The sequence below is a fragment of the Lentzea sp. NPDC004789 genome, assembly GCF_053601075.1.
Map to the genome: position 1 here is coordinate 447892 of NZ_JBSGBE010000002.1, position 12157 is coordinate 460048.

The 12157-nt window shown below is 70.5% G+C and carries 10 protein-coding genes and 1 pseudogene; 8 read left to right on the forward strand and 3 right to left on the reverse strand.

Features of this window, described 5'->3' with window-relative positions:
• Nucleotides 1–13 precede the first annotated feature (13 nt).
• Complete coding sequence (locus ACWEIJ_RS06270) at nt 14–1189, forward strand: sensor histidine kinase (RefSeq protein WP_449836096.1); 1176 nt, start codon at nt 14–16, stop codon at nt 1187–1189.
• Between the two features lie 131 nt (nt 1190–1320).
• On the opposite strand, the pseudogene ACWEIJ_RS06275 reads toward ACWEIJ_RS06270, so the two are convergent.
• Nucleotides 1321–1728, reverse strand: a pseudogene (locus ACWEIJ_RS06275) (transposase); the annotation flags it as partial.
• A gap of 629 nt (nt 1729–2357) precedes the next feature.
• Between ACWEIJ_RS06275 and ACWEIJ_RS06280 the strand changes: the two are divergent.
• The 3 genes from ACWEIJ_RS06280 (at nt 2358) to ACWEIJ_RS06290 (ending at nt 5385) form a co-directional block, all read left to right on the forward strand.
• Nucleotides 2358–3176, forward strand: coding sequence for a metallophosphoesterase family protein (locus ACWEIJ_RS06280; protein WP_449836097.1), 819 nt, complete (start codon nt 2358–2360; stop codon nt 3174–3176).
• Entirely contained in the window at nt 3177–3818 is a 642-nt protein-coding gene (locus ACWEIJ_RS06285; protein ID WP_449836098.1) for a 4'-phosphopantetheinyl transferase family protein, read from the forward strand. It abuts the gene before it with no gap.
• A gap of 82 nt (nt 3819–3900) precedes the next feature.
• The gene (locus ACWEIJ_RS06290; RefSeq protein ID WP_449836099.1) at nt 3901–5385 is read left to right on the forward strand and encodes a glutamate--cysteine ligase; all 1485 of its coding nucleotides are present in this window, start codon (nt 3901–3903) and stop codon (nt 5383–5385) included.
• Nucleotides 5386–5946: 561 nt separating this feature from the next.
• On the opposite strand, the gene ACWEIJ_RS06295 is transcribed toward ACWEIJ_RS06290, so the two are convergent.
• Nucleotides 5947–7629, reverse strand: coding sequence for a cellulase family glycosylhydrolase (locus ACWEIJ_RS06295; protein ID WP_449836100.1), 1683 nt, complete (start codon nt 7627–7629; stop codon nt 5947–5949).
• A gap of 155 nt (nt 7630–7784) precedes the next feature.
• On the opposite strand from ACWEIJ_RS06295, the gene ACWEIJ_RS06300 reads away from it, so the two are divergent.
• Genes ACWEIJ_RS06300 through ACWEIJ_RS06315 form a run of 4 tightly spaced genes read left to right on the forward strand, consistent with a single transcriptional unit; the run spans nt 7785 to nt 11830 of the window.
• Nucleotides 7785–8846 carry an ATP-binding protein gene (locus ACWEIJ_RS06300; RefSeq protein ID WP_449836101.1) on the forward strand — a complete coding sequence of 354 codons (1062 nt, stop codon included), beginning with the start codon at nt 7785–7787 and terminating at the stop codon, nt 8844–8846.
• Entirely contained in the window at nt 8843–10453 is a 1611-nt protein-coding gene (locus ACWEIJ_RS06305) for a vWA domain-containing protein (protein WP_449836102.1), read from the forward strand. The genes ACWEIJ_RS06300 and ACWEIJ_RS06305 overlap by 4 nt, the downstream gene beginning before the upstream one ends.
• Nucleotides 10453–11124 carry a DUF3800 domain-containing protein gene (locus ACWEIJ_RS06310; protein ID WP_449836103.1) on the forward strand — a complete coding sequence of 224 codons (672 nt, stop codon included), beginning with the start codon at nt 10453–10455 and terminating at the stop codon, nt 11122–11124. Before ACWEIJ_RS06305 ends, ACWEIJ_RS06310 begins: the two co-directional genes overlap by 1 nt.
• A complete protein-coding gene (locus ACWEIJ_RS06315; protein ID WP_449836104.1) occupies nt 11117–11830 on the forward strand; it encodes a class I SAM-dependent DNA methyltransferase in 714 nt (237 codons plus the stop codon). Before ACWEIJ_RS06310 ends, ACWEIJ_RS06315 begins: the two co-directional genes overlap by 8 nt.
• On the opposite strand, the gene ACWEIJ_RS06320 is transcribed toward ACWEIJ_RS06315, so the two are convergent.
• Complete coding sequence (locus tag ACWEIJ_RS06320; RefSeq protein ID WP_449836105.1) at nt 11823–12152, reverse strand: hypothetical protein; 330 nt, start codon at nt 12150–12152, stop codon at nt 11823–11825. The genes ACWEIJ_RS06315 and ACWEIJ_RS06320 overlap by 8 nt on opposite strands.
• Nucleotides 12153–12157 lie beyond the last annotated feature (5 nt).

A 12157-nucleotide genomic window follows, 5' to 3' on the forward strand; every position in this document is an offset into this window, starting at 1 on the left:
AGGGTGACGCGAGATGCAGGACTTCCTCACCGCCGCCGCGATCCTCGTCGTGGGCGGAGCCGCCGTGCTCGTGCTGTGGCGGGGCACGCGCAACAAGCAGTCGCTGTCGACCGAGGCCCAGCGCGTCACCTACGAAACGCTGCACACCGCGTGGTCGGCGGCCCCTCCCCTGCGCGCCGGCCTGGTGCCGGACGCGGCCAAGAAGTCCGCACGGCACCTGCGCACCCTGCTCGACACCCCGGCGCTGGCGCTGACCGACGAGACTGAAGTCGTTGCGTGGGAAGGGGTGTCCGAGCACCACGCGGCCGACGCGATGACCCAGGCCGAGGACGTGTTCCTGACCGGCCGCACCCAGGCGTTCGACATCGGCTGCACCGAACCGAACTGCCCGATCAACTGCGCGGTCGTCGCACCGCTGACGGTGGAGGGGCGCGTGGTCGGCACGCTCGCGGCCTACTCGCGCGAGGCGTCGGCAGGCCTCGTGCGCGCGACGAACCAGGTGGCGCGCTGGGCCGCCGGACAGCTCGAACTGGCCGAGCTGGACCGGTCGCGGACCCGGCTGGTGGAGGCGGAGGTGCGTGCCCTGCGCGCGCAGATCTCGCCGCACTTCATCTACAACTCGTTGTCCGCCATCGCTTCCTACGTGCGGACCAACCCGGAACGCGCGCGGACGTTGCTGCTCGACTTCGCGGACTTCACGCGCTACTCGTTCCGCCGCCACGGCGACTTCACGACCCTGGCCGAGGAGCTGCGGTCCATCGACCAGTACCTGGCCCTGGAACGCGCGCGGTTCGGTGAGCGGCTGAAGGTGACCCTGCAGGTGGCGCCGGAGGTGCTGCCGGTGACGGTGCCGTTCCTGTGCCTGCAGCCGTTGGTGGAGAACGCCGTCCGGCACGGCATGGAGGGCAAGGTCGAGCCGGGCCACATCCAGATCCACGCCAACGACAGCGGCGCCGAGGCCCAGATCACCATCGAGGACGACGGCATCGGCATGGACCCCGACAAGCTGCGCCGCACGCTCGCCGGGCAGGTGGACGAGTCGGCGGGCATCGGGCTCGGCAACATCGACGAACGGCTGCGGCGGGTGTACGGCGACGAGTACGGGCTCGTGGTGGAGACGGCGTGCGGGCTGGGCACGAAGATCACCGTGCGGGTGCCGAAGTACCACGCGGGCATCAACGGGATGTGAGCCGTTCCGCCGGACCGCTCGTCCGGCGATGAGCGGTCTTCCGCGCGATGAGCGGTAGATCGTGAGCAATGCGCACGAAAAACCGGGGCCACCCTTCCTCGCGGCGGCCCCGGTTCAAGTTCTGTGCGTCAGCTGGCGGCCTTCGCGGCACGGCGGTCGGCGGCGTCGAGCACCGCGCGGATCCAGTCGAGCTCCTCGGTGCCGCACGCGCCCTCGGCCGCGGCCCGGCGCAGGCGCACCCACAGGCCCAGGTCGGTCCACTCCTGGAAGCGGCGGTGCACGGTCGGCACGGTCACGCCGAACGACGCGGGCAGGTGCCGCCACGCGCAGCCCGAGGAGAGCACGAAGACGATGGCGGTGAAGACCGCGCGGTTGCAGACGCGGCCGCGGCCACCGCCCTGGCGGCGCACCTTGGCCGGCGGGATCAGCGGCTCGACCACGGCCCAGAGGTTCGGGCTGACCAGGCGTGCCGAGAGCTGGTCGATGACGTCACCGCGGCCGGTCTCGCACGTGTGCTCCGGCCAGGCCGAGGCGCGCATCCAGGCGTCCTGGCGCGGCGCGGGGTCGGCGGGCCGCGGGTCCTGGCGGGCGGACTCGGCGCGCTGACGGGAGCGGAGCAGGGTGGCCAGGGCGGTGTCCTCGGCCGTGGTGCGGCGCTGCGGGACGGCGTAGGCCGCGTGCTGCTGGGCGTGGCGGGCGATCTCGGCGCCGACCGTGCGGCGGAACGAGGGGTTGGCCGCCAGGCGCGGGTCCACGGGCTGGCCGTAGCGGGTCGGCACCTGGCCGACCGCGGCCTGACGTGGAGGGACGGGCCGCTGGGGCACTTGACGGGGCGGGACCTGCCGCGCGAGTCGCGGGTCCGGGGTCCGTGCGAACTGTGAGTCGGTCATGGTGTGGTCCTCCGCCAGGACTTTTCCGTCAGGTGACAGCGCTCACAGTAGGAAGGCGGCCAGAAAACCGGTAAGTACGTAGGCCATAAAAGGCGATGAGCGGGCGCAGGGCGGCGATGCGCGGCTCTCCCTGTTGAGACGAGTGGCGCACTGTCTGCGACGAACGGATAACCGGTCGTGGCATCCGTCCCACTACCGGGTGGTGCAGACCTCTCACAGCGCGCACCCCACCGGGCGGTAATGATCCGGTCGTTGACGTTCGAGATACCGTTCGAACCGTGAAGCTCTTGGCCACCAGCGACCTGCACGTCTCCTACCAGGACAACCGACAGGTGGTGGAGGCGATCGCGTCACCCGACCAGGACGACTGGCTGATCGTCGCCGGGGACATCGGCGAGCGGTTCGCCGACGTCGAGTGGACGCTGCGGACCCTGCGGCCCCGCTTCGGGAAGGTCATCTGGTCGCCGGGCAACCACGAGCTCTGGACCACGAAGGACGACGAGAACCAGGCCCGCGGGGAGATGCGCTACAAGCAGCTCGTCGAGCTGTGCCGGAGCCTGGACGTGGTCACGCCGGAAGACCCGTACCTGGTCTTCGAGGGCTCCGGAGGTCCGGTCACCGTCTGTCCACTGTTCCTCGGTTACGACTACTCCTTTCGACCGCACGGTGCCACGGACGTGAAGTCGGCTCTCGCCATCGCGCACGAGGCCGGCGTGGTGTGCACGGACGAGTACTTCCTGCACCCGGACCCCTACCCGTCCCGCGAGGCGTGGTGCCAGGCGCGCGTGCGGGAGACCGAGGAGCGGCTCGCCCGCGTCACCGGGCCGACCGTGCTGATCAACCACTACCCGCTCGTCCGCGACCCCACGTTCGTGCTGCGCTACCCCGAGTTCGCGCTGTGGTGCGGCACCACGCTGACCGCCGACTGGCACCGGCGCTTCAACGCGGTCGAGATGGTCTACGGCCACCTGCACATCCCTCGCACGACGCACTACGACGGCGTGCGCTTCGACGAGGTCTCGCTCGGCTACCCGCGCGAGTGGAAACCACGCGGCACCACCCAGGTGAAGCTGCACGACGTGCTGCGGGAGTCATAGGTGCTGGAACAGCTTCTCCCCCCGCCCATCGCGGCGGTGGAGCGCTACGACGACGAACTGCCGGTCGAGCTCTTCCCCGAGGAGGAGGCGCTGCTGGCCAACGCCGTCCCGAAGCGGAAGTTCGAGTTCGGCACGGCGCGGTGGTGCGCCCGTGAGGCCATGAAGCGCCTCGGTGTCGAGCCGGTGGCGATCCTGCCCGGCCCGAAGCGGGAGCCGCAGTGGCCGCCGGAGCTCGTCGGCAGCCTCACCCACTGCGCCGGCTACCGGGCCGCCGCACTGGCGCTGAAGAGCGACTACCAGACGATCGGCATCGACGCCGAGCCGCACGGTCCCGCGCCCAACGGGGTGCTGGAGGCCATCGCGATCCCGGCGGAGATCCGGCGCATGCCCGGGCTGAAGGTCGACGACCCGAAGATCTGCTGGGACCGGCTGCTGTTCAGCGCGAAGGAGTCGACCTACAAGGCCTGGTACCCGGTCACGCAGCGGTGGCTGGGCTTCGAGGACGCCGACATCACGCTGAACGCCGACGGCACCTTCCACTCGCGCATCCTGCTGCCGGACACCCCGATCGCCGGGTTCCACGGCCGCTGGCTCGTGCAGGGTGACATCGTGATCACCGCCATCGCCGTTCCCGCTTCCTGAAACGCGGGCGACACACGGGTGTCGGATTGATCAACCATGGTGCACAGTGATGGGGTGAACCCTCGACCGCCGGGAGGCCACCATGGGCGAGGACGTCGCGAAGCACGAGTTCACGCGCGAGGACCGCACGCGGTACCGCACCAAGGTGCGCCGGTGCCTCGACGTGTTCGCCAGGATGCTGCGTGAGGCGAGGTTCGACTTCGAGAGGCCGATGACCGGCCTCGAGATCGAGATCAACCTCATCGACGAGCACGGCGACCCGGCGATGAAGAACCACGAGGCGCTCGAGGTCATCGACGACCCCGACTTCGTGACCGAGCTCGGCCAGTGGAACATCGAGATCAACGTGGCACCGCGACGGCTCGCGGGCGGCGGCATCACCTCGTTCGAGGAGACGGTCCGCCGGTCGCTGAACTCCGCCGAGCAGAAGGCGCGCGAGATCGGCGCGCACATGGTCATCAACGGCATCCTGCCGACGTTGCGCAGCAAGCACGTGACGCCGGACCAGCTGTCGAGCAACCCGCGCTACGCGCTGCTCAACGAGCAGGTGCTGGCCGCGCGGGGCGAGGACCTGCAGATCTCCATCGACGGCGTGGAACGGCTGCACCTCACCGCGAGCTCGATCGTGCCCGAGGCGGCCTGCACCAGCACGCAGCTGCACCTGCAGGTCTCGCCCGAGCAGTTCCCCGCCTACTGGAACGCCGCCCAGGCCATCGCCGGCGTCCAGGTCGCGGTGGGCGCGAACTCGCCGTTCTTCCTCGGCAAGGAGCTGTGGCGCGAGACCCGCATCGCGTTGTTCCAGCAGGCCACCGACACCCGCGGCGACGAGCTCAAGGCACAGGGCGTGCGGCCGCGGGTGTGGTTCGGCGAGCGGTGGATCAACTCGATCTTCGACCTGTTCGAGGAGAACGTCCGGTACTTCCCCGCGTTGCTGCCCATCTGCGACGAGGAGGACCCGCTCGCCGTGCTCGACCACGGCGACACGCCGGCTCTCAGCGAGCTGAAGCTGCACAACGGCACCATCTACCGCTGGAACCGCCCCGTGTACGACGTGGTGCGGGACAGGCCTCACCTGCGCGTCGAGAACCGGGTGCTGCCCGCGGGCCCCACCATCGTCGACACGCTGGCGAACGCGGCGCTCTACTTCGGCCTGGTTCGCGCGCTGGCCGAGGACGAGCGTCCACTGTGGTCGCAGATGAGCTTCCAGGCCGCCGAGGAGAACTTCAACGCCGCCTCCCGCAACGGCATGGACGCGCAGATGTACTGGCCCGGTGTCGGCACCGTGCCCGTGGTGGAGTTGGTGCTTCGCCGCCTCCTTCCGCTGGCGCACGAGGGTCTGATCCGCTGGGGTGTGGACTCGGCGGAACGGGACCGGTTGCTGGGTGTCATCGAGCAGCGCTGCCTGACCGGCGTGAACGGCGCGACCTGGCAGGCGCGCGAGTTCCACCGGCACTACGACCACACGCACCTGGACCGCGCCGACGCGCTGCGGGCCATGCTCAGGTCCTATGTGGAGCTCATGCACGCCAACGAGCCCGTGCACACCTGGCCGGCCACCGGGGCCTGACCGGCTTTCTGCTGGTTCGGGTGGTACGCGCATCCGCGCCAGGAGAGAGCCGGTAGCGAGAATCAAGGGCGGTGAGCGGCCTGCCTCCCGGATGAGGGGTCGTCACCACCGGCAAGAAACAGGATAGCGGTCCGCACCGACAGAAATGGCGAAGGTGCGGAGCGCCTGCCGCGCTGCGCCGCGGGCACCTGGAAGCGCGGGGGGAAGCGCCGGGGGAAGCGGCGGCGAGCACCAGGAGGCGGCGCAAGCGGCGGCGCCGGCGGCGCCGGCGGCGGCGCCGCCGGTACCGGGAAGCGGCGGGAGGCGGCGAGAACCGACGAGAGGCGCTGCGCGCACCGGGAGCGGCCGGAAGCAGCGACAAGCGGCCGGACAGCGGGAAACAGCCGGACGCGCCGGAACAGCTGGACACAGCGGGACACGCCGGAACAGCGGGAGCGCCGGGAAGCGGCGGAAGCGCTGCCGCGAGCCCACCGGAAACGCAGGGCGGCAAGCCTGCCGCCTCGAACACGCGAACGGTCCCGCCACCCGCGGCGGCGGGACCGTTGCTCGTGCGTCCTCAGGTCAGCTGGTGGGGAAGTCGTCCGGCGTGCGCATCCGCTCCCGCACCCACACCCCGGCCGGCTTCAGCACGCTGGTGCCGCTGAAGTTGTTCCCGGCGCAGGTGCCGGTCTTGAACACCGCGCCCGACCGCTCGTCGTCGGAGAAGTTCCAGTTGGCCCAGGAGATCTTCTTGCGGGCCATCAGGTCGATGTACTTCTGCGACGTCGTGAAGTCGTTCGCGCCGTCGCCGGAGGCGGTCTGGGTGCCGAACTCGGTCACGAACACCGGAACCGCCGAGGACACGCGGTCCAGGACGTCGATGTAGTCCTGCTTGTGCGAGTTGGCGTAGAAGTGGAAGGAGTACATGAAGTTGGTCGCGTTGACCTTGTTGTTCAGCACGACCGACGGGTCCTCGCCGTCGGAGTGGCCGAAGGTCGACCAGCCGTGCGTGCCCGAGACGATCAGGCTGTCCGGGTCGATGTTGCGGATGACCGGGACCATCTGCTCCGCGTAGGACTTGACCTTCGCCCACGAGACCTCGTTCGGCTCGTTCGCGATGTCGTAGATGATGTTGGTCTTGTCCTTGTGGCGCGTGGCGATCTCGGTGAAGAAGGTCTTGGCGCGCGACAGGTTGTAGTTCGGGTCGCCCGGCGAGAGCTGGTGCCAGTCGACCAGGACGTAGATGCCGCGGCGGGTCGCTTCCTCGATGAGGCCGTGGACCAGGTCGGTGAACTTGCGCGGGTTGGTCTCGTACCCGCCTTCCTGGACGTAGAGCGCGGTGCGGATGAAGTCGCCGCCCCAGTCGTCCACCAGTGCGTCCCACGAGGCGGGCTTGATGCACTGCGCGTACCACTGCAGGCCGTGCGTGCTCATGCCGCGCAACTGGATGGGCTTTCCGTACTGGTTGCACAGCTGCACGCCGCACACCCGCAGCAGGCCGTTGATGTCGTGCGGCCGCGTGCCGCCGGGCGTGCCCGGCTGCGTGCGCACCGACACCGGGCTGGACGGGGCGGAGAGGTTCCCCGCCGCGTCGCGGGCCTGCACGGTGAAGGTGTACGCGGTGTCCGGCGTCAGGCCCGTGACGGTGTGGGTGGTGCCCGTCGTGACGGAGCCGTTGGACAGCACGTAGCCGGTCACGCCCACGTTGTCCGTGGACGCGTCCCACGCCAAGGACACCGACGACGACGTGGAACCGGTGGAGCGCAGGTTGCCCGGCACGGTGGGGGCGACCGTGTCCGGCGGGCCCGACGGGGGTTCCACGTCGAGGCGGTCGAGGTTCGGGCCGCCGTTGGCCGTCGTCGCGACTGTTTTGATCTTGTTGGTGCCCGCCGCCAGGGTCACGGTGGTGGTGCGGGTCTGCCACGTGGTCCACGCGCCCGTGCCGGGGAACGAGAGCTCGTCCGCCGCCAGCGAGCCGTTCACCGAGATGTCCATCGGGCGGTTGGCCGTGGTGCCGTTGGCGAACCGGAACGACAGCGTCGCCTGGCCCGCGCTGGGCGAGGTCACGGTGAACTCGACCGAGCTGCCGATCTCGTTGTCGTAGTTGACGAAGCCGGTGCCGGTGAAGCCGGCGTGGTTGGACTCGACGACGCCGTTCGCGATGGTCGCGCTCTCGGCCTGGTACTGGACGGGGGCGGCGATCGCGACGGCCGGGACCGCGAGCGCCAACGCGGCCGGTAGGACCAGGAACAGGGATCTGGTCACAGAGTGCCTCCTGTGTGTGGGACAGCAGGGTGCGGCGGCACTTTAGTTAAGAAGGTTTCCTATCTGTTGTGGGTTGCATCACAGCACCAGACCACTGCGGCTGTCAACAAATTCGGGCGACCGGAACAAGTCGGGTGAGGCATCCTGCACGCCTGATGCGATCCACAGTCACCGTGACACCAGCACAGCTTCCGGAGGTGCTGCTGCACGTCGCCGTCGTCCGGCCGGTCTTCCTCTGGGGAGCACCGGGTATCGGCAAGTCCTCGCTCGTCCGCGGGTTCGCCGCCGAGCTGGGCCTGGAGTGCGTGACGCTGCTCGGCACGCAGCTCGCGCCGGAGGACCTGATCGGGGTGCCGGAACTGGTCGGTGGCCGGTCCCGGTTCGCGCCGCCCGAGACCATCGCCCGCCACGACCCGTACTGCCTCTTCCTCGACGAGCTCAACGCCAGCAGCCCAGAGGTGCAGAAGGCGTTCTACTCGCTGATCCTGGACCGCCGCATCGGCTCCTACGAGCTGCCGAAGGGCTCGATCGTGATCGGCGCCGGCAACCGGGCCGTCGACAACGCCCTGGCCCGCCCGATGGCGTCCGCGCTCGTGAACCGCATGGTCCACGTGCACCTCACCGCGTCCGCGAAGGACTGGCTGCGGTGGGCGCGGGCGAACGACATCCACCCGTGGGTGCTCGAGTACCTCACCCAGCGCCCCGACCACCTGTGGAGCGCGGCGCCGAAGGTCGAGGAGACGTTCTCCACGCCCCGCGGCTGGCACATGCTGTCCGACGCGCTGCACTCGTTCGGCGAGGACGTCTCCGACGAGATCCTCGGCGTGCTGGCGTTCGGCACGGTCACCGCGAACCACGCCTCGATGTTCAAGGCGTTCGTGAAGACCGTGCGGCACGCGTACGGGCTGGAGGCCGTGCTGCGCGGCGACGCCCGCTGGCCGTCCGCGCCGCAGGACCGCGACCTGCTCTACTTCCTGGCCGAGGCGTTCCGCGCCCGGCTGGTGAAGGAGCTGCCGCACGACAAGACGCACGCGTCGGCGGCGGGCAAGCAGCTCGCGCACCGCGGCAAGGCGCTGCTGCTCGAACTGGCCGAGCTGTCGCTGGAGATCGCGCAGATGGTGATCGCGGCCGACGACGACGGCAACGCCGTGCTGCCCACGTGGTTCCTCGTCGAGGTCACCCGAGATCTGCCGCGATTGGTCGCGGCGCGCGCATGAGCTCCCGTTCGCGCAACAAGGTCGACCCCGCTTGGGAGGCGTACGTCGCGGCACACCGCTCGGTCGTGAACCACCCGCTGTTCGCTCCGTTGAGCGTCTACTTCTCGCGGCACTCCGAGCACGCGTGGGCGGACATCTCTCTCGACGGTTCCATGCTGGTGCACCCGAAGCGGCGGGCCGACGAGGCCGAGTGGGTGTGGGTGTTCGCGCACTGCCTGCTGCACCTGGGGTTCGGCACGCACGACTGCCAGGTCGTGCTCGACTTCCAGCCCGCCGTCCGGCTCGGCACCCGGCCGCACTCGTGGGAGCCGGGCAGGTGCGTGCGCGGCGGTGCGTCGAAGGAGCCGGAGAAGTGGGCGGGACGGTTCGCCGCCGGGCTCTCCAACGCCGCCGCGGCCGCGGTCGACGTGGCGGGCGGCGCGCGGTCGTCGCTGTCCGACGCACGACCGCTGAAGACCGAGTGGGACCTCGCGCTGAGCTGGTTCGTGTCGAACTACCCGCTGCTGGGCGCGCTGGCGTCGGCGATGACCGTGGTGGCGGACGCGGAGCTGGCGCGGGGCTGGGACATCTCGATCGCGGCGGTGTCCACGGCGTCGGCGGAGATCTACGTGAACCCGCTGGCCGGGCTGGCCCGCGAGGAGTGGCGGTTCGTGCTGGCGCACGAGATGTTGCACGCCGCGCTGCGCCACTGCGACCGGGTCGGCGGCCGCGACCCGCACCTGTGGAACGTCGCCGCGGACTTCGTGGTCAACGGCTGGCTGGTCGAGATGGGCGTCGGATCGGCGCCCGAGGGCGTGCTGCACGACCAGGAGCTGCGCGGGTTGTCGGTCGAGTCCGTCTACGACCGGATCACGACCGATCTGCGGCGGTACCGGAAGCTGCTCACGTTGCGGGGCAGGCAGGGCGACCTGCTGGGTGAGCCGTTGCGCGGGCCGTCGGACATCACGGATCTGGACGAGTTCTACCGGCGTGCGTTGCTGACGGGCCTGAGCTACCACACGGTGTCACGCGGCCTGCTGCCCGCCGGGCTGGTCGAGGAGATCCGCGCGCTGGAGCACCCGCCGCTGTCGTGGGACGCCCAGCTGGCGCGGTGGTTCGAGGAGTTCGTTCCGGCCGCGGAGAAACGGCGGACCTACGCCCGCGCGTCCCGGCGGCAGGCGTCCACTCCGGACATTCCGCGGCCCGGCCGGGTGCGGCCGGAGACGCTGGAGTCCCGGCCGACGTTCGGCGTCGTGCTCGACACGTCCGGCTCGATGGATCCCAAGCTGCTGGGCAAGGCTCTGGGGGCGATCGCGTCCTATGCCGCGGCACGTGACGTGCCCGCCGCACGCGTGGTTTTCTGTGATGCGATGGCATATGACGCCGGATATGTGCCCGTCGAGGACATCGCGGGCCGGGTGACGGTGCGCGGGCGCGGCGGCACGGTGCTGCAGCCCGGCATCGACCTGCTCGACCGCGCGACCGACTTCCCCTCGTCCGGCCCGGTCCTGGTCATCACCGACGGGTGGTGCGACGTGCTGCGGATCCGGCGCGAGCACGCGTTCCTGATCCCCGCCGGCGCGCACCTGCCGTTCCGGGCGCGTGGACCCGTGTTCCGGATGTCCTGATGGAGATCGCCTGCGACGAGTCCGGCTCCGAGGGCGAGAAGCTCGTCGGCGGCGTCACGGCGGTCTTCGCGCACGCCGGGGTGCGGCTTTCGCACGAGGAGGCGGCGGCGTGCGTGCGGTCGCTGCGGGAGATGATCAAGTCTCCGGCGTTGGAGTACAAGGCCAACCACCTGCTGCGCACGAAGAACCGGTGGGTGCTGCTGTGGTTCCTCGGGCCCTCCGGGCCGCTGGCCGGCCGCGCCCGTGTGCAGCTCGTGGACAAGCGGCGGTTCCTGGCCTCACGGGTGCGTGCGGAGTTCGGGGCGGTTTCCGGGCCGTTGGAGCACTACAACGACCTGCTGCGCGCCCTCGGGCCGCGCGGGGCGCTCGATCCGCTGTTCCCGGCGATCCTCAGGGCCGTCGCCCAGTGGGGCCGTGGTCCGGTGTCGATCGTGCACGACCAGCAGCTGTCGCTCACCGACGGCCGGATCCGGCAGCTCAAGAAACTGGCGCCACGACTGGAAAGCCTGACGCTGGTGGACTCGCAGCACGACGCACGGGTGCAGGTGGCCGACTTCCTGGCCGGTATCGCCCGGCGCGTCGCGGAGGAAGAGCTCAACGGGCGGCCCGACCGCGAGGTGATCGAGCTGCTGAGGCCTTTTGTCGTCGGACCGAGGATGTGGCATGCCTGACCTGATCTTCAGCGACCCGCAGCTGGCGCGGCTCTACGACGTGTTCGACGGGCCGCGTGACGATCTGGACCTGTACCTGGAGATCGCGGCCGAGCTCGGGGCGCGGTCGGTGCTCGACGTCGGCTGCGGCACGGGCTGTCTGGCGGTGTTGCTCGCCGGCACCGGCCGCGCGGTCGTCGGCGTGGACCCGGCCCTGGCCTCGCTGGAGATCGCGCGGGCCAAGGACGACCGGGTGAGGTGGATCCACGGCGACGCCACGGCGTTGCCGCCGCTGCAGGTCGATCTCGCGGCCATGACCGGGAACGTGGCGCAGGTGTTCCTCGGCGGCGACTGGGAACGGACGTTGCGCGGGATCCGCGAAGCGCTGCGGCCCGGCGGGCACCTGGTGTTCGAGACGCGGCGACCGGAGGCGCGGGCGTGGGAGGGCTGGGCGGTACCCACGCGCCGGGTGGTGAACGGCGTGGAGGAACGGCGGGAGCTGCTCGGCGTCAGCCTGCCGCTGGTGTCGTTCCGCCACACCTACACGTTGCCGGACGGCACGGTGCTCGCCTCCGACTCGACGCTGCGGTTCCGCTCACGGGCCGAGGTGGAGGAAAGCCTGGTGTCGTGCGGATTCCGGGTGGTGGACGTGCGGGACGCACCGGACCGGCCCGGACGCGAGCTCGTGTTCGTGGCGCAGCGCACCGGAGGACTGGGCGTCAGCTGACGAGCGCGGGCTGCTTCCAGGCGCGCACCAGCCACGGCAGGACGCACGGCATCCGGTCGGCCACGATGTCGTGCAGCACCAGCACCACGCGGCCGGAACGATCAGGTCCGGCGTCGAGCCACACGGCCTGCATCAGCACGCCCGCCTGGAGGTCGAGCCCCGCCTCCGCCTGCGCCAGTGCGGCGTCCGTGGCGGCGACGGGGTCGGTGACCAGGTGGTGCGCGAAGCCGGAACGACACAGTTCGGGATGCAGTTCCACGAAGGAATCCACCGCGGCGGCCAGGCGCTGCACGCCCAGACCGGCCCGAACCTGCACCGTCATGGCTC